Below are 22,836 nucleotides of genomic sequence, written 5' to 3'. Positions count from 1 at the left end.
CGGTTTGAAAAAATTGTGAACATGCCTCCAAAGCTATGCTAAACTGTAGACAGTGATCATTCTATCATAAACATGTCCAAAAGGGAAACGGAGGACGCGACGATCATGAAAACCCGAACGGTATTCGCCGGCATCTTGTTCATCGGCCTCGGGCTGTATTTTCTCGCCGGACAGCTGGAATCCCCCCTTTTCCATTTCTTCCAAGGGTGGCCGGCCTTGCTTGCCATTTGCGGCGCGGCTTTGCTTGGCCAGGCGCATTCAGCGCGTGAATATGCTTACCTTTTCCCCGGCTTTCTTTTACTCGGATTTGGCGTTGAGTTGCTCCTTGCGAGTGCATTTTCGGCCTGGCCCCGCGGCGTGAACATGTTTTTTTTCCTCATCGCGCTCGCTTTTTTCGCCAGCAGCCGCAAACAAAAAGGCGGGGCCGGCTTTGGCGTGCTTTTCTTGCTTCTCGCTGTCGTGCTGACGTTTTCCGGGCGCGGCCAGCCGTTCTTTCACCTCGTCCAAGCCGGACTTTCCTCTGTCTGGAAGTTTTGGCCGCTCGGACTCATCGCCATCGGCGTCTATATATTATGGACTAGGCGAAAATAGCCTTGGAAGTGAAAACACCAGCGGAATCGCTGGTGTTTTCGTCATGAGGCCACAAACGGCAAAAGCGCCGCCCATGCTTCGTCTTTCCCTTGTCCGGTCTCGGCGGAAAACAAAATGAGCGGGTCGCCGTCAGCCATCCGCAGCGTCTCGCGCGCGATTTTCGCGTGTTTTTGATGCTTGCCGCGCGGCACTTTATCCGCTTTCGTCGCGATGACGATCACCGGGATCTCGTAATGTTTCAAAAACTCGTACATCATCACATCGTCTTTCGTCGGCGGATGGCGCAAATCAACGAGCAGGACCGCCGCCTTAAGCGCCTCGCGCGTCGTAAAGTACGTCTCCATCATGTTCCCCCATTTTTGCCGCTCCTGCTTCGACACGCGGGCGAAACCATAACCTGGCACGTCCACAAAGTAAAACGAGTCGTTAATCAAATAAAAATTCAACGTTTGCGTTTTACCTGGCTTTGAGGAGGTGCGCGCCAAGTTTTTCCGATTGATCATTTTGTTGATGAATGATGATTTGCCGACGTTCGAACGGCCGGCGAGCGCCACCTCCGGCCGTCCGCCGTCCGGATATTGTTCCGGCTTGACGGCACTGGTCACAAGCTCTGCTTTCTTCACATTCATCGCTTCCACCCCACCAACGCGTGCGGCAGCACCTCATCGAGATGAGAGACGAGCACAAAGCGCAAGTCGCGCTTCACCGTTTCCGGAATGTCAGCCAAATCTTTTTCATTGTCTTTCGGCAAAATGACGGTTTTCAATCCGGCACGATGGGCGCTTAACGTTTTCTCTTTCAGCCCCCCGATCGCAAGAACGCGGCCGCGCAGCGTAATTTCCCCGGTCATGCCGACAAAGCGGCTCACCGGCTTGCCCGTCAAAGCGGAAATGAGTGCGGTCGCAATCGTAATGCCGGCCGATGGCCCGTCTTTCGGCACCGCTCCTTCCGGAACGTGGATGTGAATATCATATTTCTCATGGAACTTCGGATCAATGTCAAGCTCCTCAGCGCGCGACCGCACGTAGCTGAACGCCGCTTGCGCTGATTCTTTCATGACATCGCCGAGCTTGCCGGTCAAAACGAGTTTGCCGTTTCCTTTCGCGAGCGACACTTCGATGGCGAGCGTATCGCCGCCAAACGCCGTATACGCCAGCCCGGTCGCCACGCCGACTTGGTCTTCCGCCTCCGCTCGGCCGTAGCGGTATTTTCGCTTCCCTAAAAATTCCTCAAGATTGTTTTCTGTGATCACAACCCGCTTTTTCTCGCCGGAAACGATGAGGCGGGCCGCTTTTCGGCAGATAGCGGCGAGCTGCCGCTCAAGCTCCCGCACCCCGGCTTCGCGCGTATAATGGCGGATGATATCGAGCATCGCGTCATCGCGAATTTGCAACGCCGCCTTTTTCAGCCCGTGCTCGGTGATTTGTTTCGGCAGCAAATGCCGCTTGGCGATATGCAGCTTCTCCACTTCTGTGTAGCCTGGTATGTGGATCACTTCCATCCGGTCCAAGAGCGGCTGCGGAATCGCCGCCAAATGGTTGGCCGTGGCGATAAACATGACTTTCGATAGATCGTACGGCTCTTCAATGTAATGGTCGCTGAACGTATGATTTTGCTCCGGGTCAAGCACCTCCAGCATGGCCGCCGATGGATCGCCACGGAAATCGCTCGACATTTTGTCGATTTCATCAAGCAAGAAGACGGGGTTGATCGTGCCTGCTTTTTTCATCCCCTGGATAATGCGTCCCGGCATGGCGCCGACATACGTGCGGCGATGGCCGCGAATTTCCGATTCGTCGCGGACGCCGCCGAGCGAAACGCGGACGAAGCGGCGGCCGAGCGCTTTGGCGATCGAGCGGGCGAGCGACGTTTTGCCGACCCCCGGCGGTCCGGCGAGGCAAAGAATCGGACCTTTTAACGATTTCGTCAGCTGCTTGACAGATAAAAATTCAAGCACCCGTTCTTTCACTTTATCGAGCCCGTAATGCTCCTCGTTTAAAATCGCTTCCGCCCGCTTAATGTCGTGGATGTCTTCTGTTTCTTTCGACCACGGCAAGGCGATGAGCCAATCGAGGTAGTTGCGAATGACTGCGCTTTCCGCTGAGGTCGCCGGAATTTTTTCATAGCGGTCAAGCTCCTTCAATGCCGTTTGTTTCACATGCTCCGGCATGCCGGCCGCCTCGATTTTTTCTTTCAGCTCCTCGACTTCGCCCGTTTTTCCTTCTTTTTCGCCAAGCTCTTTTTGAATCGCCTTCATTTGCTCGCGCAAATAATACTCTTTTTGCGTCCGCTCCATCGACTGCTTGACGCGGGCGCTGATCTTTTTCTCAAGCTGGAGCACTTCTTTTTCGTTGTGCAAAATTTGGATGATTTTATTGAGGCGCTCTTTCACGTCGATCGTTTCTAAAATGCGCTGCTTTTCCTCAAGCTTAAGCGGCAAGTGCGAGGCGATGATGTCCGCCATTCGCCCCGGCTCATCGATGTCGACGATCGAGGCGTAAATGTCGACCGACAGCCGCTTGGACAAGTTTATGTACTGCTCGAAATATTCAAGCATCGTCCGCTTGAGCGCCTCATCTTCTAAATCTTTCGCCGCCCGATCAGCAAACTTTTCGACTTTGACGAGAAAGTACGGCTCCTCGCTGATCACTTCCGTAATGAGCGCCCGAGCGACGCCTTCGACAAGCACGCGGAACGTGCCGTTCGGGAGTTTTAGAAGTTGCTTGACGCGCGCGATCGTTCCCATTTTATATAAGTCATCCATGTCCGGTTCGTCGATGGCAACGTCTTTTTGCGACGTCAGCAAAATCATATGATCCTCAACCATGGCTTGTTCGAGCGCTTTGACCGATTTCTCGCGCCCGACATCCAAATGGAGCACCATCGTCGGAAACACGAGCAGCCCACGCAGCGGCAAAAGCGGAACGACCGTCTCCTTTTTCTTTCCGTTCACGCCGAACACCTCCATCTCTCGCTTCTATTCGTTTATTGTATAGTACGGTAGCCGGGTTTGTAAAATTTGACGAACGAAAAAGCGCGCGGCGCTCCGTCTGCAGGCAAAGAAAAACCGACTTCAGCGACGATCCGCTTGCGCCGAAGCCGTACATAAAAGAGAGGCCGGGCGAACCGCCCGACTCGGTTGCGAGCGGATCGCCCGCTTTCGTTGCCAATCGTTCGCCTTGCCGCCGTTTCCTTTGGCTAGACGAGCTTTTTCTCCGAGCGGTCCATAGCCGCTGGCAGCAGCGCGGGGCCGCGGCGGAGCGCCTCTTCGCCGAACACATGGACGAGCACTTCCTCGAGGCGGCGGACGGCGATGATTTGAATGCCGCTGACTTCGCCTAGCAACGATTGCATATTCTCAATCGGGATGATGACTTTTTTCGCCCCGGCTTGTTTGGCCGCTTTGATTTTGGCGAACACGCCGCCGACCGGTTTCACGCAGCCACGGATGCTGATTTCTCCGGTCATGGCGACCGTATGATCGACTGGCAGCTGGTAAATGGCGGAATAAATGCCGACGGCAATCGCCACCCCGGCTGAAGGGCCGTCAACCGGCACCCCGCCCGGAAAGTTGACATGAATGTCGTAGCGGTCCGCTGGCACGCCCATCGCCCGCAACACCGTAATGACGTTTTCCGCCGAGCCGCGCGCCATGCTTTTGCGCCGCACCGATTTTTCTGCACTGCCGATGCTTTCCTCCTCGACAATGCCGGTGACATTGATCAATCCTTTTCCTTTCGCCGGCAAAGCGGTCACCTCAATTTCGAGCAACGCACCGGTGTTTGGTCCATACACAGCCAGACCGTTGACGACGCCGACCGCCGGAGCGGAAGCGATTTTCTTCTCATAGCGCGGAGTCATTTGGCTCGATTGAATGACCCATTCAATATCTTTGTCCAAAATGTTTTCTCGGTTTTCCGTGATGGCCAGGCCAGCGGCAATTTGCATCATGTTGACCGCCTCCCGCCCGTTGCGCGCATAGGCGGCAAGGAGGCGAATGCCGCTTTCTGACACGTTCAAGCGGATTTTTTCCGCCGCCTTTTTCGCGATGAGGGCGATTTCATCTTGGTCCAACTCACGGAAAAATACTTCCAGGCAGCGAGAGCGAATGGCCGGAGGAATTTCGTTCGGCGTGCGCGTCGTCGCCCCGACAAGACGGAAATCAGCCGGCAGTCCATTTTGGAAAATATCGTGAATATGGCTTGGGATTTGCGGATTTTCTTTGCTGTAATAGGCGCTTTCAAAAAATACTTTCCGGTCCTCAAGCACTTTCAACAACTTGTTCATTTGGATCGGATGAAGCTCGCCGATTTCGTCGATGAATAAAACGCCGCCGTGGGCGTTCGTCACCGCCCCTTGCTTCGGCTGGGGAATGCCGGCTTGCCCCATCGCCCCGGCCCCCTGGTAAATCGGGTCGTGCACCGAGCCGATGAGGGGGTCGGCGATGCCGCGCTCGTCAAAGCGCGCCGTCGTCGCGTCAAGCTCCACGAACACCGCATTTTTCTTAAACGGGGAGAGCGGATTTTTTTTCGCTTCCTCAAGCACGAGCCGAGCAGCTGCCGTCTTGCCGACGCCGGGCGGCCCGTAAATGATGACATGTTGCGGGTTGGGGCCGCATAAAGCGGCTTTTAACGCCTTGATGCCGTCTTCCTGACCGACGATGTCGTCAAAACTTTTCGGCCGCACTTTTTCCGCCAGCGGCTCGGTGAGCGAAATCGAACGCAGCTTGCGGAGCTGTTCCATCTCTTTGCGCGACTCTTTATCAATCGAAACTTTTTGCACACGTTGCCCTCTTAGCAAATTCCAAAAATAAAGGCCGATGATGACCCCGAAAAACAGCTGGATGACCAGTACGATGTTCGTCCAATCCATGCCCCGATATCCTCCTGCCTTTAGATGGTATGTAGTATGATAGTATCTCCGCGAACTGGCGGGAATAAACAAAAAAAGCGCCGACCGGCGCCCAGGGCATGGGCGGCAAAAAAAGAAACCGCCGAAAAAAGGCGGTTTTCCCATCAGGCAGATGTTTTCCGTTCCAGCTCGATGACGGTGCCATCATGACGGATCAGCGTCGGCGGCTTTGTGCCGCGCACCGTGTCGAGCGTGATGATGCACTTTTGCACATCTTCGCGCGACGGCAGCTCAAACATCACATCGAGCATAATGCCTTCGATGATCGAGCGAAGGCCGCGCGCGCCCGTTTTCCGCTCAATCGCTTTTTTCGCGATTTCACGGAGCGCCGCTTCTTCAAACTCGAGCTCAACGCCGTCAAGCTCAAGCATTTTTTGGTATTGCTTCACAATGGCATTTTTCGGTTTCGTCAAAATGTCGATCAACGCCTGTTCGTCGAGCGGCTCGAGCGTCGTAATGACCGGCAGACGGCCGATGAACTCCGGAATCAGTCCGAATTTGAGCAAGTCTTCCGGCAGCACTTTCGACAACAAGTTTTTCTCGTCGACATCCGTCTGGTTCATTTCCGCGCCAAAACCGATCACTTTTTTGCCAAGGCGGCGCTTGATGATCGGCTCAATGCCATCAAACGCTCCACCGCAAATGAACAAAATGTTCGTCGTATCGATTTGAATGAATTCTTGATGCGGATGTTTGCGACCGCCCTGCGGCGGAACGCTGGCAATGGTGCCTTCTAAAATTTTCAACAGCGCCTGTTGCACCCCTTCGCCGGATACGTCGCGAGTGATGGAAGGGTTTTCCGATTTGCGGGCGATTTTGTCAATTTCATCGATGTAAATAATGCCTTTTTCCGCCCGTTCGACGTCATAATCAGCCGCTTGGATGAGCTTTAACAAAATGTTTTCGACGTCTTCGCCAACATAGCCGGCCTCTGTAAGCGAGGTGGCATCGGCGATGGCAAACGGCACGTTCAAAATGCGCGCCAATGTTTGCGCCAGCAGCGTTTTCCCGCTCCCGGTCGGCCCGATCATTAAAATGTTGCTTTTCGACAGCTCGACATCATCGATTTTGCTGCCGGAATTGATCCGTTTATAATGATTGTAAACAGCAACGGCGAGCGATTTTTTCGCCTCATCTTGACCGATGACGTACTCATCTAGAATTTCCCGAATTTCCAACGGTTTCGGCACGTCTTTAAATTCAAATTCCTCTTCATTGCCGAGCTCCTCTTCAACAATTTCCGTGCATAGCTCAATGCACTCGTCGCAAATGTAAACCCCCGGACCGGCAACGAGCTTTCGCACTTGATCCTGTGTTTTGCCGCAGAACGAGCATTTCAACTGCCCTTTTTCATCATTGAATTTAAACATATCATTCACCCCTTGCCAACGAAATCGCGCCTGCTTATGTATCCATTTCCGCCATCTCTTATGTCGTAAAAACGTATGTATTCGCTATTTTACCATAAATGTTCCTGAAAAAGCGAATGAAAAAACTGTTATCTGTTTAGAAAAGTTTGAAAATTGCCGCTCAGGCGCCATTGTTGTGGATAAAGAACAAGGCACGAACGTCTCGCGCCTTGTTCTTTCCTTAAGATATATTATGCCGCAACCTTGCTGTGCTCTACAAGAAAATCGACTGTTTTCCGCCATTTCAAATCTTCTTTGACGCCATCTAAGCTGCCGAGCAGCTCTTTCAGCTTGTCCACGCTCAGCTTGTAGGCTTCCGCCATTTTTTCGAGCTCTTTGTTTACTTCCTCGTCGGTTACTTCAATGTTTTCGGCCTTCGCGATCGCTTCAAGCGTCAACGCCGCGCGCACCCGTTTTTCGGCATCTTCTTTCATTTGCTCGCGCAACGACGCTTCATCTTGGCCGGAGAATTGGTAATACAACTGCAAGTTCAGACCTTGCATTTGCAGGCGTTGGTCAAATTCGCGAAGCATCCGGTCGGTTTCGTTTTTGATCATAACCTCCGGAATATCCATTTCGGCGTTGGCTGCCGCTTTTTCGACAACCGCATTGCGCAAGGCAGTCTCCGCCTCGTTCTTTTTCGCCTCTTCCAAACGGGCGCGAATTTTCGCCTTCAGTTCGTCAAGCGTTTCGACTTCTTCATCGACGTCTTTGGCAAACTCATCGTCAAGCGCCGGCAGCTGTTTCGCTTTCACTTCATGCACTTGCACTTTAAACGTCGCCGGTTTGCCGGCCAATTGCTTCGCGTGGTATTCATCCGGGAATGTGACTTGGATTTCTTTTTCCTCGCCGGCTTTCATGCCGACAAGCTGTTCTTCAAATCCCGGAATGAACGTTCCAGAGCCGATTTCAAGCGAATAGTTCTCCGCCTTGCCGCCTTCAAACGGCTCGCCGTCGACAAACCCTTGGAAATCGATGACGACCGTATCGCCGTTTTCCACCGTCCCGTCTTCTTTCACGACAAGTTCGGCGTAATTTTCTTGCAAACGTTTCAATTCGTTTTCGACATCTTCGTCCGTCACGGTTGTATCCATTTTTTCCACTTCAAGCCCTTTGTATTGACCGAGCTTGACTTCCGGCTTTACGGTCACTTTCGCTTTGAAAATTAAGCTTTTGCCTTTTTCCATTTGCTCAATGTCAATCTCCGGCATTGACACCGGTTCGATGCCTGCCTCTTCGACGGCTTTGGCATACGCCTCTGGCAGCAAAATGTCGAGCGCATCTTGATAGAGCGCTTCGACGCCGAAGCGTTTTTCAAACAGAACGCGCGGCACTTTCCCCTTGCGGAAGCCCGGAAGCGTGATGTTTTTCACCACTTTTTTAAACGCGGCGTCCAAGCCTTTGTTCACTTTCTCGGCGTCGACCTCAACGGTCAATACGCCTTCGTTCCCTTCAAGCTTTTCCCATTTGACTGACATCCTTGTTCCCTCCACCTGAAATCATTGCTCGGACCATAGCGCACTCCGCTTGTCCAGATCTTTTTATGATGCCCAATTATGTAGACAAGTATGCGAAAACAGATACATAGCACAGCCATTATATTATAACATACAACAGCCATGTTTCAACAGAGAACGAGCCATTAGAGGGAGGAAAGTTCCTCTATTTCGTATAGCTTTTGGCAAAGCGTTGCCATCTCCGCCGCCTCCACACCGTAGCGGTCGGCCAAGGCGGTCGCGTCAGCATCCAAGCCTAAAAACCGGCTCGCCATCCAATGGAGAGCAGCAAGCCAGGCCGCTGCATCCGCCGGCTCTGGCGGAAACGGGTACAACACATATGCATAGCGAAGCCAAATGTCCGCCGCCGTTTCATACAAACTCGGGCTTTCCGCCGCGAGCTGCTGTTCAAGCCGACCCAGCAACGATGAAGCAAATTCCGTTTCCGTCTGTTCGTCCAACGCTGACGGGACGACCTCCATGCAACGGCCAAATTTCTCAACCGTCACCGTTTCGTTGACTCGCTTCCCTGTCAACAGGCGAAGGAGCATCGTTTTCGCCATCGGGCTTTTTTCCGGTGCGCGTAAATATTGCTTGAGCAACGGCAGCACCGGCTCGATGTCTTCTTTTTCCAGTTGTTTAATCAGTTGCAGCTGCTCAGCAATGTCCCCGGACTCAAGCAGCCGTCTCACCCGCTTCCACTCCGCGGGCGGAAGCGTGCGGGCATTCATTTTTTCACTGAATCGAAGCAGCTGGTGAAGCTGTTCGCGCAGCGAAACGGATAACGACGGACGACGCAAGGCGTGGCGGATCACGGTTTCGGCCTTGCTGTATCGATTCGTTTGCAACAATATGGCAATATACATTTGCAACAGTTCACCGTTGCCCGGTTGCTCGTCAAGCAAACCGGCAAGACGCCGCTCCGCCTCATCATATTCCCCAAGCTCATAGCAACAGACAGCCAGCCCAAGCCGAACCGGAAAGCTGTGGTCGCCAAGCTGTTCGGCGGCGCGCAAAAAGCGGAGCGCTTCTTTATACCGCTTCGCCTCGAGCGCAGCAAACGCCTCTTCCATCAGCCGTTCTTTCGTTTGCGGAAACATGATGATTTTTCCTTTTTTCCCGGCCATCTTCGCCCGCTCCTATATGTGTTTACCACAAGTGTAACAAGTTTTCTTAGCCGAAACAAGCCAACCCTTTTTGGCGCTTGCTGCCGCCGTCCATTTTCTTCATCCTCCTATATGCAAAACAAAGAGGCTGTTCCTGCCAAAATAACGGCGGAACAGCCGATTTTTGCCGCCGCGCTGCACCGCAAAAAACAGACGCTTACGGCCGCAGGCTATGCTGTTGTTCATACGCTTGAATATACGGTTCATAGACAAACGTTAAATCAATTTCATCCCATCCCTTTAACAGCAACTGTTTTCGATACGGGTCAATGTCAAACGGACGCGAAAATCCTTCATCGTCAAATACCCGCTGTTCTTCAAGCGAAACCGTCAGTTCATAGTCTGCGCGCTCGCTTTGGCGCAGCAAGTAGCGGACATCCTCTTTATCCAGCCGGATCGGCAACAGCCCGTTTTTTAAGCAGTTGTTGTAAAAAATATCGGCAAACGATGGGGCAATGATGACGCGGAATCCGTAATCTTGCAGCGCCCACGGCGCATGTTCGCGCGATGAGCCGCAGCCGAAGTTTTCATCGGCGACTAAAATCGTCGCCCCTTCGTTTTCCGGGCGGTTGAGCTCAAACTCCGGATTTGGCGTGCCGTCGCTCAAATACCGCCAATCGTAAAAGAGAAACTGGCCAAAGCCGGTGCGTTCAATCCGTTTCAAAAACTGCTTTGGAATGATTTGATCGGTATCAATATTCGCACGATCGATGCCGGCGGTTTTTCCGCGATGGATCGTAAACGGCTTCATCGTCCTTTCCCCCTTCCGTTATGGATGTCACTGATGGCAAAGGAGCTCGGCTTCCTAGGATGCCGCGCCGCCTCTTTTGCCATCACGATCGTCAATTTAACAGACCGGCTCGGCTTCAAGCTGGCGCACATCGACAAAATGTCCGTAAATCGCAGCCGCCGCGGCCATCACCGGGCTGACGAGATGCGTGCGCGCCCCTTTTCCTTGCCGCCCTTCAAAGTTGCGGTTCGACGTTGACGCACAGTGCTCGCCTTCCGGAATGATGTCCGGGTTCATGCCCAAACAGGCGCTGCAACCGGAGTCGCGCCACTCAAAACCGGCGTCGATGAAAATTTGCGCCAACCCTTCCGCCTCGGCTTGTTTTTTCACTTGCTGCGATCCAGGCACGACGAGCGCCCGTACACCCGGAGCCACTTTTTTCCCTTTCACGATGCTCGCCGCCGCGCGCAAATCGCTGAGGCGTGAGTTGGTGCACGAACCGATGAAGACGTGCTGCACCGGAATATCCGTAATCGGCGTGCCCGGCTTGAGCCCCATGTACTCAAGCGCCCGGCGCACCGCGTTTTGCTCTGTTTTGCTTTCAAATTGCTCGGGATGCGGCACGACGCCATCGACGGAAGTGCTCATCGCGGGGTTCGTCCCCCACGTCACCATCGGAGCGATCGTCGACGCATCGATTTCAATCGTTTTATCGTATTCCGCCCCCTCATCGCTTGCAAGCGCCCGCCACCGTTCCACCGCCTTGTCAAACTCCTCGCCTTTTGGCGCATATTTGCGGCCGCGCAAATAGGCAAACGTCGTTTCATCCGGGCTGATGAGGCCGGCTCTCGCCCCAGCTTCAATCGACATGTTGCAAATCGTCATTCGCTCTTCCATCGACATGCGTCGGATCGCTTCGCCTGTAAATTCGATAATATAACCGGTGCCGACGCCAACGCCATAGCGGCCGATAATGGCCAAGATGACGTCTTTGGCGGTCACTCCTTTGCCGAGGCGGCCGTTGATGCAGATTTGCAGCGTTTTCGGCTTATGCTGCCAAAGCGTTTGTGTAGCCAATACATGCTCGACTTCGCTCGTGCCGATGCCAAACGCCAAGGCGCCAAACGCCCCGTGCGTCGACGTATGGCTGTCGCCGCAAACGATCGTTTTCCCCGGCTGGGTCAACCCGAGCTCTGGGCCGATGACGTGAACGATTCCTTGCTCTTCGCTGTGTAGGTCGGCGAGCGGAATGCCGAACTCGCGGCAGTTGCGCTCAAGCGCAGCGATTTGGTTGCGCGCCACTTCGTCGGTAATCACAAATCGGTTAACGGTCGGCACGTTATGGTCCATCGTCGCAAAGGTCAAATCCGGCCGCCGCACCTTCCGCCCTTTTTGCCGCAATCCTTCAAACGCTTGCGGCGAGGTCACTTCATGCACTAAGTGCAAATCGATGTACAATAAATCCGGTTTGCCCTCCTCACGGTAGACGACGTGGTTTTCCCAAATTTTATCGATGATCGTTTTCGGCTTCATTGGCTTTCACCTCGCACGTCTTAGGCATAAACGGTCATAATTTGAGCAATGGCCGTATAATCCAGCACCGCCGCTTTGATTTCTTCGACCATTTCGTTCGTGGATACGATGCGGCCGCCGCTTGGCGCCAAGTCGGCGGTGCGCAAACCTAGGGCGAGCGCCTGCCACACCGCGTGCTCTACCGCCTCCGCTTCCGCGGTGAGCCCGAACGACAGGCGAAGCATCATCGCGGCCGACAAAATCGCCGCAATCGGATTGGCTTTGTTCATGCCGGCGATATCAGGCGCTGAACCGTGCACCGGCTCATACAAGCTCGGACCGGAAGCGGATAAGCTGGCTGACGGCAGCATCCCGAGCGAACCGGACAACATGGAGGCTTCATCGCTTAAAATGTCGCCAAACATGTTTTCTGTCACAATGACATCAAACTGCTTCGGCGCACGGATGAGCTGCATCGCGGCATTGTCAACAAGCATATGCTCAAGCGTGACGTCCGGAAACTGCTTCGCCACCTCTTCGGCCACTTCCCTCCATAGACGGCTTGACGAAAGGACGTTCGCCTTGTCGACCGAAGTCACTTTTTTCTTCCGCCCGCGTGCGAGTATAAACGCCATGCGGACGATCCGCTCAATTTCTTCCTTTTTATATAACAAGGTGTCCACTGCTTTTTCTTCGCCGTTTTCGACGACGCGGCCGCTCGGCTGGCCGAAGTAAATGCCGCCGGTCAGCTCGCGGACGATGACAAAATCGACGCCTTGCACGAGATCCGGTTTTAACGGCGAAGCGGAAACCAAACTGTCATAGCAAACAACCGGCCGCAAGTTGGCATATAAGTCGAGCTGCTTGCGAATGGCAAGCAATCCTTTTTCCGGGCGCAAATGCGGAGGGTTGTCATCCCACTTCGGACCGCCGACCGCCCCAAGCAGCACCGCATCGCTTTCTCGGCAAAGGCGGAGCGTTTCCTCGGGGAGCGGCGTCCCCGCCTCATCGATCGCCGCTCCACCGATCAATCCATATTCAAACGTAAACTCGTGGCCAAACCGGATGCCGACCGCTTTTAATACCTCGACCGCTCCGGACGTCACTTCTTTGCCGATGCCATCCCCTGGCAAGACGGCAATCCGATAGTTTCCCATTCTGAATCCCCCCGTTTTTATGGTGTTGCCACTTTCTCGTTTTCGCCGCGCATCGCTTCGATCATAAACACACGGTTGATGGCGTTGATGTACGCTTTCGCCGATGCTTCCAACACGTCTTGTGCAGTGCCGCGCCCGCTCGTCTCGATGTCATGGGCGCGCACTTTGACGAACACTTGGGCCAACGCATCGCGGCCGCCGCCGACCGATTCGATCCGGTAGTCAAGCAGCGTCACCGGCGTTTGGAAGCAACGTTCCAATGTATTGTACAGCGCCTCGACGCTGCCGGCGCCGGTCGCCGCTTCTTGGATTTCATTCCCCTTCCCGTCTTTCAGTACAACTACCGCTGTCGGAATTTGATTCGTCCCGTATTGCACTTGAATGGAAGACAATTGGTAAAAATCTTTAAAGTGGTCGAACTTCTCTTCGAAAATCAACGCGATTAAATCGTCGTCGGTAATGTCCTTCTTTTTGTCCGCCAATTCTTTAAAACGGACAAACAGCTGATTGATTTCTTCATCGGACAACGTGTAGCCGAGCTCCTCAACCCGGTTGCGAAGCGCATGGCGGCCGGAATGTTTGCCGAGCACCATCGAATTCGACGGCACGCCGACGAGCTCCGGCGAAATGATTTCGTATGTCGTTTTTTCTTTTAAGACGCCGTCTTGATGGATGCCCGATTCATGCGCAAACGCGTTTTTGCCGACGACCGCTTTGTTGGGTGGAACGACGACCCCGGTCAGCTTGCTGACAAGATTGCTTGTGCGCTTAATTTCCTGCAAATTGAGGCGCGTTTCCACTTGATAGTAGTCTTTGCGGATGTGAAGGGCGACAGCGATTTCCTCAAGCGCCGCATTGCCGGCCCGCTCGCCGATGCCGTTGATCGTGCACTCGACCTGCGTCGCTCCATGTTCAATGGCCGACAGCGAGTTCACCACCGCCATGCCCAAGTCATCATGACAATGAGCGGAGAGTGAAACCTTTTCAATATTCGGAACATTGTTTTGCAAATAGAGGAAAATTTCCCCGTATTCTTTCGGCGTAATATAGCCGACCGTATCCGGAATGTTGATCACCGAGGCGCCGGCTTTGATCACTTCGGCGACGATTTTCGCCAAAAACGGCAACTCGCTTCGGCACGCATCTTCCGCCGACCATTGGACGATCGGGAAAAAGCGCTTCGCGTATTTCACCGCCTCAACCGCCGCTTCAATCACTTGTTCCGGCGTCATCCGCAATTTATGCACCATATGGATCGGCGAGGTGGCGATGAATAGGTGGAGCCGCGGCTCCGCGCCGCCTTTTAACGCCTCCCACGCCGCATCAATGTCGCTTCGGACCGAGCGCGACAGCCCGGTGACCGAGCATGTTCTCACCGTTTCGGCAATTTGTTTGACCGCCTCAAAATCGCCTTTCGATGAGGCGGGGAAACCCGCCTCGATGATGTCAACCCGCAGCCGTTCAAGTTGACGGGCAATTTCCAACTTTTCTTGCAAATTCAAGTTCACACCAGCGGATTGTTCCCCATCACGCAATGTGGTATCAAAAAACTTAATTTTTCGCACCTGGCACCACCGCCTCGATTTGTTTTGCCTTCACAAACGGCATCATGCTTCGCAGTTCGCGTCCGACAATCTCAATCAAATGCTCATTCTCACGCCGGTTGATGGCGTTGAACTCCGGACGGTTCGCTTGGTTTTCCAAAATCCAGCTCTTCGCGAATTTGCCGGTTTGAATGTCATCGAGCACCTTTTTCATTTCCGCTTTCACAGCGTCGTTAATAATGCGCGGGCCGGTGATAAAGTCGCCCCATTGCGCCGTATCGGAAATCGAATAGCGCATCCACGACAAACCGCCTTCGTAAAGGAGATCGACGATGAGCTTCATCTCATGCAAACACTCAAAATAGGCGACTTCCGGCTGATACCCGGCTTCAACGAGCGTTTCAAACCCGGCTTTGATGAGCGCCGTCAGCCCACCGCACAGCACCGCTTGTTCACCGAACAAGTCGGTTTCCGTCTCTTCTTTGAACGTCGTCTCCAACACCCCAGCTCGAGCAGCGCCGATCGCTTTCGCGTAGGCGAGCGCCGTTTCTTTCGCGTGTCCGGTCACATCTTGGTAGACGGCGATGAGCGCCGGCACGCCCGCTCCTTCCGTATATGTGCGCCGCACGAGATGGCCTGGGCCTTTCGGCGCAACCAAGAAGACGTCAACATGATTCGGTGGGACAATTTGGCTGAAATGGATGTTAAAGCCGTGCGCAAACACAAGCGCATTGCCTGGCTCGAGTTCCGGCTCGATTTCCTCTTTGTACACGGCCGGCTGCTTCTCATCCGGCAGCAGCACCATGACGATATCAGCCTGCTTCGCCGCTTCGCGGACTGAATACACCTCAAATCCGTCTTGTTCTGCCTGCTCCCACGATTTTCCTTTTCGCAGTCCGACGATGACGCGAACGCCGCTGTCGCGCAAGTTTTGCGCATGGGCGTGGCCTTGCGAGCCGTAGCCGATGATCGCGACCGTTTTCCCTTGCAAATATTGTTCGTTTGCATCCCCGTTATAGTAGACTTTTGCCATGATTACCCTCTCCTTTGTTCTGTAGTTTGACAATCCCTACGCTTGGCCGCCCCTTGTTTGGCGGTTCCATGAAGCAATCAGCGCTGTTTTGTATGATAGCTGTTAAATAATGAACGCCGTTTTCTGATTCGTCGTCGCTTTTTGCGCCCCGCGGGTGAACGCGGTCGTTCCCGTGCGCGCCACTTCCTTAATGCCGTACGGGCGCAATAGTTCAATCAACGCCTCGACTTTCTCCGGCTCGCCGGTCACTTGAATGACGAGGCTGTCTTTGCTTACGTCGACGATCGAGGCGCGAAACGGCTCGATGAGCGTGTAAATTTCCTGGCGGACCGCCGGAGGAGCGGCAACTTTAATGAGCGCCAGCTCGCGGGCGACGATCGCTTGGTCGGTGATGTCATTCACCTTCAACACATCAATCTGCTTGTTCAGCTGCTTAATGATTTGCTCCGCCGTCCGTTCATCGTCAACGTTGACGACGAACGTCATCCGCGAAATGCCCTCGATTTCCGTATGCCCGACCGTAATGCTTTCGATATTGTAATGCCGCTTTGTAAACAACCCGGTAATGCGGTTTAAGACGCCGGGGCGGTTGTTGACTGTCATCGTGATGATTCTTCGCATGCTTTCACCCCCACCATTTCATGAAGCCCTTTGCCGGGCGCCACCATCGGATAGACGTTCTCGTCGGCGCGGACATGGAAATCAAGCAGCACCGGCCCATCCATCGCAAACGCTTGTTTTAACACTTCGGCCGCTTCCGCCTCCGTCTTCGCCCGCAGACCTGGCATCCCGTATGCTTCGGCAAGCTTGACGAAATCCGGCTGGTTCGGAATGAGCGAATGGGAGTACCGTTTGTCATAGAACAGCTCCTGCCATTGCCGCACCATGCCGAGCGCCTGGTTGTTGACGATGACGATTTTGATCGGCAGCCGTAGCTCCTGGATGACCGACAGTTCTTGGAACGTCATTTGGAAGCCGCCGTCGCCGACGATCGAAACGACCGTAGCGCTCCGGTCGGCGAGCTGGGCGCCGATCGCTGCCGGAAGCCCGAAGCCCATCGTGCCGAGCCCCCCGGACGTCACCCACCGGTGCGGCCGGTTGAACTTGTAATATTGCGCCGCCCACATTTGATGCTGGCCGACGTCCGTCGTCACGATCGCCTCGCCGTTTGTCATTTCATAGATCATCTCGATCAGTTTTTGCGGTTTGATCGTGCCGGCTTCCGGCTCATAATGGAGCGGGAAGCGCCGCTTCCATTCATCAAGCTGCGCGAGCCACGCCGCGGTGTCCGCCGGCTTGCCTTGCTGGGCGATCAGCTCTTGCAAGGCGGCTTTTGCATCGCTGACGATTGGAATTTTCGTCGGCACGTTTTTGCCGATTTCCGCCGGATCGATGTCGATATGGGCGACGGTCGCTTTCGGCGCGAAATATTTTAAATTGCCGGTGACCCGGTCATCGAAGCGGGCGCCGATGTTGATGAGCAAATCGCATTCACACAGCGCCATATTCGCCGTATACGTACCGTGCATGCCGGCCATGCCTAAAAACAGCGGATGGTCGGCCGGGAAACCGCCAAGGCCAAGGAGCGTATGAATGACCGGAATGTTTTGCTGTTCGGCGTATTGCCGCAATTCATTGGACGCATTGGCGTGCAAGATGCCAGCGCCGGCTAAAATGACCGGCCGCTTTGATTGGCTGACCGCCTCGACAAGCCGGCGGATTTGCCAATGGTTCGGCTGCGTCGTCGGCTGATAGCCAGGCAAATGAACGTCTTGATCGTAATCAAACTCCCCTTCGGCCGTCGTAATGTCTTTTGGAATATCGATCAACACCGGTCCGGGGCGCCCGGTCGTCGCAATGTGAAACGCCTCTTTAATGATTCTCGGCAGCTCGCTGATGTCGCGCACTTGGTAGTTGTGTTTCGTAATCGGCATCGTAATGCCGACAACGTCCGCCTCCTGAAACGCATCCGAGCCGATGACGCTCGTGGCCACTTGCCCGGTAAAGACGACGAGCGGCAGCGAATCCATCATCGCGTCGGTCAACCCGGTGACGATGTTGGTCGCTCCCGGGCCGGAGGTGGCGATGACGACCCCTGGTTTTCCAGAAATGCGCGCATATCCTTCCGCCGCATGGATGGCCCCTTGCTCATGCCGCGTCAGCACGTGGAACACGCCGGCTTTATACAACTCGTCATACAGCGGGAGCACCGCCCCCCCCGGATAGCCGAAGATGACTTCGACTTTTTCTTCCTTGAGCGCTTCAATGAGCATCAGCGACCCGCTCATTCTCGCCTTCGTCCTCGCTTTTTCTTGTTCCTCGACTTTCATTTTTGTCATCGTCGATCCTCCCTGTGATTTGTCATCCATATAAAAAACCTTTCCGCCCACGATGGCTGTCATTTCCAGCCAAAGGGGCGAAAAGGTTTCCTTTCCGCGGTACCACCCTTCTTCACGGCCGTGACGGCCGCCTCAGGAGCGGCCAGCCGAAGCCGGCCGCTCATTTTGGTAACGAGTGAAGCGCGCGTCTCCACTCGTCCAGCCCTACTAGCCGTCCGGCGTTCAGGCTGGCGCTCAGAGGTGAGTTCATCAAGCGGCAACATCACCGGTTCGCAGCTCCCCCGGCTCTCTGTGGATGTTGACCCCGCTGACTACTTATCCTCGTCAACGCTTTTTCGCTATCCACTTGTCATGGACGATCAACCGACATTGGCGTTCGTCGGATACACCTTTACTCCTTCGACGACCACGCGGCGGCGAAATTCTTCAAGCAACCGCTTGGTATGCGGTCCCGGCGTCCCGTCGCCGATCGTCCGGCCATCGACTTTAATGACCGAAATGACTTCGGCCGCCGTCCCCGTCAAAAACACTTCATCCGCGACATAGACATCATGGCGGGTAAACGGCTCCTCTTTCACCGTATAGCCGAGATCCTCCGCGATTTCGATGATCGCTTGACGCGTAATGCCTTCAAGCGCCCCGACATACCCAGGCGGTGTGTAAATGACGCCGTTTTTGATGATGAAAACATTGTCTCCCGAACCTTCCGCGACATAGCCTTGATCGTTTAAGATCAGCGCTTCGCTTACGTTCGCCAAATGCGCCTCGATTTTGACAAGCACATTGTTTAGGTAGTTGAGCGATTTGACTTTCGGGCTCAGCACATCAGAGCGGTTGCGGCGCGTCGCCACTGTCACCACTTCGATGCCGGTTTCATATAAATGTTTCGGGAAGAGCGCGAGCGGCTCGACGATAATCACGATTTGCGGCGTTTTGCATTTGTACGGATCCAGTCCTAAATCGCCGACCCCGCGCGAAACGACCAGGCGGATGTATGCATCTTGATAGCCGTTGCGGCGGATCGTTTCGAGCACGTGGCCAATCATTTCTTCCTTCGTGTACGGAATGTCGAGCAAAATCGACTTCGCTGAATTGTATAGCCGATCTATATGTTCTTCGAGGCGGAATACGTTGCCGCTATAGACGCGAATGCCTTCAAATACCCCGTCGCCATACAAAAATCCATGGTCATACACGGAAATTTTGGCGTTTTCTTTTGTCACAAATTCTCCGTTTAAAAAGATCCATTGTTCGCCCACTTCGGTTCCCCTCTTCCTTGATCAGTCAGCAGTTGCTTTGAACGGCTCGATCATTGTATTGAGTCGTTTCTCTTATTTGAAAATTATAATAATCCGAAACCTTTGCGCCGTCAATAACGTTTTTTGAAAATTCCGATTGGTCAAACTATTTGAATGCGCTTACATTATGATAGAATCAAGGTTTTGCCGATATAAAAAAATTTTTTCTTTCTTTGCCGTCTCATAGAAAACGCGCCCTTGAGCGCAGTTCGCTCCTCATTCGATATGAACATAACGGGCTCAAGGCGCGCTCATTTTTCTGATAGAAAAGATCCGTAAGCAACGTTCGCTTCTCACTCGGACATGAAAATGACGAATCAAAACGATGCGCCTTTTTCCACTTCATCTCCCCAAAACGAAAAAAGGCGGCCCAAACACAGGCCCCCTTTCCAAACACGCTATATGGCACTTCCATTTTGAAAGCGAACCTGTTGAAGCGGCCTTGCTTACCGTAAAAAAGCCGGCGGTTTTGCCGGCTTAGATAGAAAACGTTTGTTCCATTTTGAGAATAGGCTGTCCATCCACTTCATAAAACTGGACGTGCGCCCGTCCGCTGTCGACCGTCAGCACCGCGTACGTTTTTTCTTTTCTTCCCCGCGGCAAGGCGATGCTGCCGGGATTGATGAACAGCAACCCATCGATTTGTTCAGCACCGGCCAAATGCGAGTGGCCGAAACAAACGACGTGAGCCCCTGTTTCTTGTGCGCGATAGGATAAACGCAAAAGCGACGTTTTCACCCCGTATAAATGGCCGTGGGTGACAAACAACCGAACGCCGCCCACCTCTTCGATGCGCTCAGCAGGAAACGCGGCGAAATCGCAGTTGCCGCGTACGACGGCAAACGGGGCAATCTCGTCCGCCCCCACCTCCAACTCCGAGTCGCCGCAATGGATAAACAAATCCGCTTCATGGCGATGACGGTTGACAATTGCAGCAAGTTCGGCAGTCAGCCCATGGCTGTCGCTCACAATCACCGCCTTCATTCCGTCCGCCCCTTTCCACCGACGATCTCCTCCCACTGCTCATCGAGCTTCGTCAGCGCCTTGGCGCGATGACTGATTTGATTTTTTTCCTCGGGCGCAAGCTCCGCCATCGTTTTTCCCCGCTCCGGAAGGTAAAAAACCGGATCATAGCCAAAGCCCCCCTCCCCACGCGGCGCTTCGGCGATATAACCATCGCATGTCGCTTCGACAACGGCGGTCGGCCGCCCTGGGATCGCGACGGCGAGCGCACAATGAAAACGAGCCGTGCGCTGCTCCATCGGCACCCCGTCAAGCTCGCGAAGCAGCTTGGCGATGTTGCGTGCATCGTTTTTATCTTCCCCGGCATAACGGGCCGAATGAACGCCCGGCCGGCCGCCGAGCGCATCGACCACGAGCCCGGAATCATCGGCGATCACCGGCCGCTTTAGACGCCGCGACGCCGCTTCTGCTTTGAGCACGGCATTTTCCGCAAACGTGCTTCCCGTTTCTGCGACATCCGGAGCGTCCGGAAAGTCAAGCAGCGATTTCACTTCGACGCCCCGCTTGGCAAACAAAGCGGCGAACTCGCGCACTTTGCCAGCGTTTTTGGTCGCGATGACAATCTCCTTCACTCTGTGTCCTCCTCTGCCGCTTCTTTTTTTTCGCCGATGCGCGCCGCCCACTCGCCCAATGCGCGGCGCTGAACGGCGATGAGCTGCTCGATGCCTATTTGCGCCGCTTCAAGCAATTCATCGAGCTCGGCGCGTGAAAAAACCGCTTCCTCTCCGGTCCCTTGAATCTCAACAAATTGACCGGCTCCGGTCATGACGACGTTCATATCCACTTTCGCCCGCGCATCCTCGTTGTAATCTAAATCAAGAATCACCCCATGCTCCGGATCGATGCCGACCGAGGTAGCGGCGAGAAAATCGCGGATCGGAAGCGCCTCGAGCCTCCCTTCTTCCACCAGTTTGGCAAGCGCCAACACAAGCGCCACATACGCACCGGTGATCGACGCCGTCCGCGTTCCGCCATCCGCCTGAATGACGTCGCAATCGATCCAAATGGTCCGCTCACCAAGCTGTTCAAGATCAACAACCGAGCGAAGCGCACGGCCGATTAAGCGCTGAATTTCCATCGTCCGCCCCGACACTTTTCCTTTGCTCGCTTCCCTCACATTCCGCTGCTCTGTCGCCCGCGGCAGCATCCCATATTCGGCCGTAATCCATCCTTTGCCGCCGCCGCGCATAAACGACGGCACTTTCTCTTCGACCGTCGCCGTGCAAATGACTTTCGTGTCGCCGACTTCAATGAGCACCGACCCTTCAGCGTGCTTCATGTAATGCGGGTTTATATGTACAGGGCGCAGCTCGCAACTGCTTCGTCCGTCCGCTCTCATCAACTGAGTCCTCCTTTTCTCCATCTTCAACGGAATGCCAGACGCCGCATTTCTTTCCACCTAGCGAAAAAAAGAAAGAGGCGGAATACGTTTCCACCTCTTTGTTATACCATAACGTCCTATTCGTTTCCAGCCTGTCAGCACCAACCGGTTAAAATGTCCCGGTATTGACGTTTTGCGGCCGAGCGACCGGTTTGGTGAGCGGCTTGCCGTCTTCCGTGACAAGATTGGCTTTGCCATTGACTGTGATCGCCACGCTTTCGACTCCTTTTTGCTCAGTGAGCGACAAAACGAGGGAATTCAACACGACGTCGGAAATGACATTTTTCTTGTTGCTTCCATAAATGCCTTCGTTAAAGTTGAGCGTCACTTTGCCATCCTCATATTTCGGGGCATCGACAAGCTTCGCGTCCGGCTGAAAGACGCCGACAAGCCCGCTCCCTTGCTCTGGTCCTTGAATCAGTTCGTTGACGGCCGCGGCAATATCATCTTTCTCCTTATTGGACACACGCCGTGTCACCGGCACATAGTATGTGCTGTTCCCTTGTTGGGCGACAAAATAAACGGTGACTGGATGCGTATTCGTAATGTCTGGCACGCCGCTCGCTTCCATATTGATGCCGTCGGCGCGGCTTACCCCATCTTGAATCGGTGTTTTATTGACCGGCATCACGTTTTGATCGTAGCCGTTGATGCGGATTTTGACGCGCTTGATATTGTCAAATTGCGTCAACGTCCACGTAATGGACTGCAAAATTCGTTTTTCGTCCTCCGGCTTATAGTTTTTAAATTCTGGAGAAAAGTCGGCGATCAACGTTCCGTCTTTTTCCAATTTTGTGCCAAGCACCGTCGTTCCGGCCGGAATGACCGCGCGGAAGCCGTTCGGCAACATTTCTGACACAGGTCCGTCTTCAACCAAATATTCGAGTACTTGTTTCGCCACGGCCTGCGTTTTCGGCAATTCCACTGTTTGCGGCACGACAAAGCCGTTTTTGTCAATCAAGTACAGCTCTCTTTTCACCGTCTCGGTGGCCTTCGCTTTCTCCTTCTCTTCCTTTTGGCTTTCCGTCGCTTCCTGAAGCGCTTGGCCGTCTTTGACATAACTCGTCTCTTGCGGCGGATCGATCTCCTTCACCGCCTCATCTCGCCCAAACAAACCGCAGCCGCCAAGCAACAACAGCGAGGCGAGCAGCGGCGCCGCCCATATGTGAGTCGTCCGTTTCATTGACGTTCCCTCCTACTCGTAGTTTGTACTACTATGTATACGAGCCGTTTTCCAAAATAGAAT

General features: G+C 54.1%; 19 protein-coding genes and 1 other annotated feature. Of the genes, 1 reads left to right on the top strand and 18 read right to left on the bottom strand.

The window, feature by feature from the left end; genetic code table 11:
* The first annotated feature begins 105 nt into the window (after positions 1 to 105).
* On the top strand, positions 106 to 591 hold the full coding sequence (locus CWI35_RS15035; protein ID WP_011232124.1) for a LiaI-LiaF-like domain-containing protein: 486 nt from the start codon (positions 106 to 108) through the stop codon (positions 589 to 591).
* Between the two features lie 41 nt (positions 592 to 632).
* Here the strand turns inward: CWI35_RS15035 and yihA are convergent, their stop codons facing one another.
* The 18 genes from yihA to CWI35_RS14940 form a co-directional block, all read right to left on the bottom strand.
* Positions 633 to 1,220 (bottom strand): ribosome biogenesis GTP-binding protein YihA/YsxC, encoded by a 588-nt coding sequence (gene yihA / locus CWI35_RS15030; protein ID WP_011232125.1) that lies wholly within the window; start codon positions 1,218 to 1,220, stop codon positions 633 to 635.
* Positions 1,217 to 3,559: an endopeptidase La gene (lon, locus tag CWI35_RS15025; RefSeq protein ID WP_119877903.1), complete on the bottom strand. Its 2,343-nt coding sequence runs from the start codon at positions 3,557 to 3,559 to the stop codon at positions 1,217 to 1,219. Before lon ends, yihA begins: the two co-directional genes overlap by 4 nt.
* Before the next feature lie 230 nt (positions 3,560 to 3,789).
* On the bottom strand, positions 3,790 to 5,463 hold the full coding sequence (gene lonB, locus CWI35_RS15020) for an ATP-dependent protease LonB (protein ID WP_011232127.1): 1,674 nt from the start codon (positions 5,461 to 5,463) through the stop codon (positions 3,790 to 3,792).
* Between the two features lie 143 nt (positions 5,464 to 5,606).
* The gene (gene clpX / locus CWI35_RS15015) at positions 5,607 to 6,872 is read right to left on the bottom strand and encodes an ATP-dependent protease ATP-binding subunit ClpX (protein ID WP_011232128.1); all 1,266 of its coding nucleotides are present in this window, start codon (positions 6,870 to 6,872) and stop codon (positions 5,607 to 5,609) included.
* 230 nt (positions 6,873 to 7,102) lie between these two features.
* On the bottom strand, positions 7,103 to 8,389 hold the full coding sequence (gene tig, locus CWI35_RS15010) for a trigger factor (protein WP_014196455.1): 1,287 nt from the start codon (positions 8,387 to 8,389) through the stop codon (positions 7,103 to 7,105).
* A 164-nt stretch (positions 8,390 to 8,553) separates the two neighbouring features.
* Positions 8,554 to 9,534 (bottom strand): tetratricopeptide repeat protein, encoded by a 981-nt coding sequence (locus CWI35_RS15005; RefSeq protein WP_014196456.1) that lies wholly within the window; start codon positions 9,532 to 9,534, stop codon positions 8,554 to 8,556.
* Positions 9,535 to 9,730: 196 nt separating this feature from the next.
* On the bottom strand, positions 9,731 to 10,324 hold the full coding sequence (gene leuD / locus CWI35_RS15000) for a 3-isopropylmalate dehydratase small subunit (RefSeq protein WP_014196457.1): 594 nt from the start codon (positions 10,322 to 10,324) through the stop codon (positions 9,731 to 9,733).
* A 96-nt stretch (positions 10,325 to 10,420) separates the two neighbouring features.
* Positions 10,421 to 11,836, bottom strand: coding sequence for a 3-isopropylmalate dehydratase large subunit (gene leuC, locus CWI35_RS14995; RefSeq protein ID WP_021322168.1), 1,416 nt, complete (start codon positions 11,834 to 11,836; stop codon positions 10,421 to 10,423).
* A gap of 20 nt (positions 11,837 to 11,856) precedes the next feature.
* On the bottom strand, positions 11,857 to 12,972 hold the full coding sequence (gene leuB, locus CWI35_RS14990) for a 3-isopropylmalate dehydrogenase (RefSeq protein WP_014196459.1): 1,116 nt from the start codon (positions 12,970 to 12,972) through the stop codon (positions 11,857 to 11,859).
* A gap of 17 nt (positions 12,973 to 12,989) precedes the next feature.
* A complete protein-coding gene (locus CWI35_RS14985; RefSeq protein WP_014196460.1) occupies positions 12,990 to 14,537 on the bottom strand; it encodes a 2-isopropylmalate synthase in 1,548 nt (515 codons plus the stop codon).
* Positions 14,524 to 15,549, bottom strand: coding sequence for a ketol-acid reductoisomerase (gene ilvC / locus CWI35_RS14980; protein ID WP_014196461.1), 1,026 nt, complete (start codon positions 15,547 to 15,549; stop codon positions 14,524 to 14,526). The genes CWI35_RS14985 and ilvC overlap by 14 nt, the downstream gene beginning before the upstream one ends.
* Positions 15,550 to 15,651: 102 nt before the next feature.
* On the bottom strand, positions 15,652 to 16,170 hold the full coding sequence (ilvN, locus tag CWI35_RS14975; RefSeq protein WP_011232136.1) for an acetolactate synthase small subunit: 519 nt from the start codon (positions 16,168 to 16,170) through the stop codon (positions 15,652 to 15,654).
* Positions 16,149 to 17,888 (bottom strand): acetolactate synthase large subunit, encoded by a 1,740-nt coding sequence (ilvB, locus tag CWI35_RS14970; protein ID WP_033845346.1) that lies wholly within the window; start codon positions 17,886 to 17,888, stop codon positions 16,149 to 16,151. Before ilvB ends, ilvN begins: the two co-directional genes overlap by 22 nt.
* Before the next feature lie 70 nt (positions 17,889 to 17,958).
* Positions 17,959 to 18,225: a binding site (T-box leader), on the bottom strand.
* A 22-nt stretch (positions 18,226 to 18,247) separates the two neighbouring features.
* Positions 18,248 to 19,147 carry a branched-chain-amino-acid transaminase gene (gene ilvE, locus CWI35_RS14960; protein WP_011232138.1) on the bottom strand — a complete coding sequence of 300 codons (900 nt, stop codon included), beginning with the start codon at positions 19,145 to 19,147 and terminating at the stop codon, positions 18,248 to 18,250.
* A gap of 516 nt (positions 19,148 to 19,663) precedes the next feature.
* Positions 19,664 to 20,170 (bottom strand): metallophosphoesterase family protein, encoded by a 507-nt coding sequence (locus tag CWI35_RS14955; RefSeq protein WP_011232139.1) that lies wholly within the window; start codon positions 20,168 to 20,170, stop codon positions 19,664 to 19,666.
* Positions 20,167 to 20,781 carry an XTP/dITP diphosphatase gene (locus CWI35_RS14950; RefSeq protein WP_011232140.1) on the bottom strand — a complete coding sequence of 205 codons (615 nt, stop codon included), beginning with the start codon at positions 20,779 to 20,781 and terminating at the stop codon, positions 20,167 to 20,169. The genes CWI35_RS14955 and CWI35_RS14950 overlap by 4 nt, the downstream gene beginning before the upstream one ends.
* Positions 20,778 to 21,548, bottom strand: a complete 771-nt coding sequence (gene rph, locus CWI35_RS14945) for a ribonuclease PH (protein ID WP_119877902.1) — start codon at positions 21,546 to 21,548, stop codon at positions 20,778 to 20,780. Before rph ends, CWI35_RS14950 begins: the two co-directional genes overlap by 4 nt.
* Before the next feature lie 151 nt (positions 21,549 to 21,699).
* Complete coding sequence (locus CWI35_RS14940; RefSeq protein ID WP_011232142.1) at positions 21,700 to 22,773, bottom strand: GerMN domain-containing protein; 1,074 nt, start codon at positions 22,771 to 22,773, stop codon at positions 21,700 to 21,702.
* Positions 22,774 to 22,836 lie beyond the last annotated feature (63 nt).

The organism is [Bacillus] caldolyticus, from assembly GCF_003595605.1.
In the GTDB taxonomy this organism is placed as follows: Bacteria; Bacillota; Bacilli; order Bacillales; family Anoxybacillaceae; genus Geobacillus; species Geobacillus thermoleovorans.
This window is presented reverse-complemented; position numbering and strand designations above follow the sequence as displayed.

What these genes read in the sequence shown, in the direction of transcription:
- rph (WP_119877902.1), bottom strand. Translation starts at nt 21,548, where the DNA reads ATGAGAGCGGACGGACGAAGCAGTTGCGAGCTGCGCCCTGTACATATA.
- lon (WP_119877903.1), bottom strand. Translation starts at nt 3,559, where the DNA reads ATGGAGGTGTTCGGCGTGAACGGAAAGAAAAAGGAGACGGTCGTTCCG.
- leuC (WP_021322168.1), bottom strand. Translation starts at nt 11,836, where the DNA reads ATGAAGCCGAAAACGATCATCGATAAAATTTGGGAAAACCACGTCGTC.
- CWI35_RS15035 (WP_011232124.1), top strand. Translation starts at nt 106, where the DNA reads ATGAAAACCCGAACGGTATTCGCCGGCATCTTGTTCATCGGCCTCGGG.
- lonB (WP_011232127.1), bottom strand. Translation starts at nt 5,463, where the DNA reads ATGGATTGGACGAACATCGTACTGGTCATCCAGCTGTTTTTCGGGGTC.
- ilvB (WP_033845346.1), bottom strand. Translation starts at nt 17,888, where the DNA reads ATGACAAAAATGAAAGTCGAGGAACAAGAAAAAGCGAGGACGAAGGCG.
- tig (WP_014196455.1), bottom strand. Translation starts at nt 8,389, where the DNA reads ATGTCAGTCAAATGGGAAAAGCTTGAAGGGAACGAAGGCGTATTGACC.
- yihA (WP_011232125.1), bottom strand. Translation starts at nt 1,220, where the DNA reads ATGAATGTGAAGAAAGCAGAGCTTGTGACCAGTGCCGTCAAGCCGGAA.
- ilvN (WP_011232136.1), bottom strand. Translation starts at nt 16,170, where the DNA reads ATGCGAAGAATCATCACGATGACAGTCAACAACCGCCCCGGCGTCTTA.
- clpX (WP_011232128.1), bottom strand. Translation starts at nt 6,872, where the DNA reads ATGTTTAAATTCAATGATGAAAAAGGGCAGTTGAAATGCTCGTTCTGC.
- leuD (WP_014196457.1), bottom strand. Translation starts at nt 10,324, where the DNA reads ATGAAGCCGTTTACGATCCATCGCGGAAAAACCGCCGGCATCGATCGT.
- CWI35_RS14955 (WP_011232139.1), bottom strand. Translation starts at nt 20,170, where the DNA reads ATGAAGGCGGTGATTGTGAGCGACAGCCATGGGCTGACTGCCGAACTT.
- CWI35_RS15005 (WP_014196456.1), bottom strand. Translation starts at nt 9,534, where the DNA reads ATGGCCGGGAAAAAAGGAAAAATCATCATGTTTCCGCAAACGAAAGAA.
- ilvC (WP_014196461.1), bottom strand. Translation starts at nt 15,549, where the DNA reads ATGGCAAAAGTCTACTATAACGGGGATGCAAACGAACAATATTTGCAA.
- leuB (WP_014196459.1), bottom strand. Translation starts at nt 12,972, where the DNA reads ATGGGAAACTATCGGATTGCCGTCTTGCCAGGGGATGGCATCGGCAAA.
- CWI35_RS14940 (WP_011232142.1), bottom strand. Translation starts at nt 22,773, where the DNA reads ATGAAACGGACGACTCACATATGGGCGGCGCCGCTGCTCGCCTCGCTG.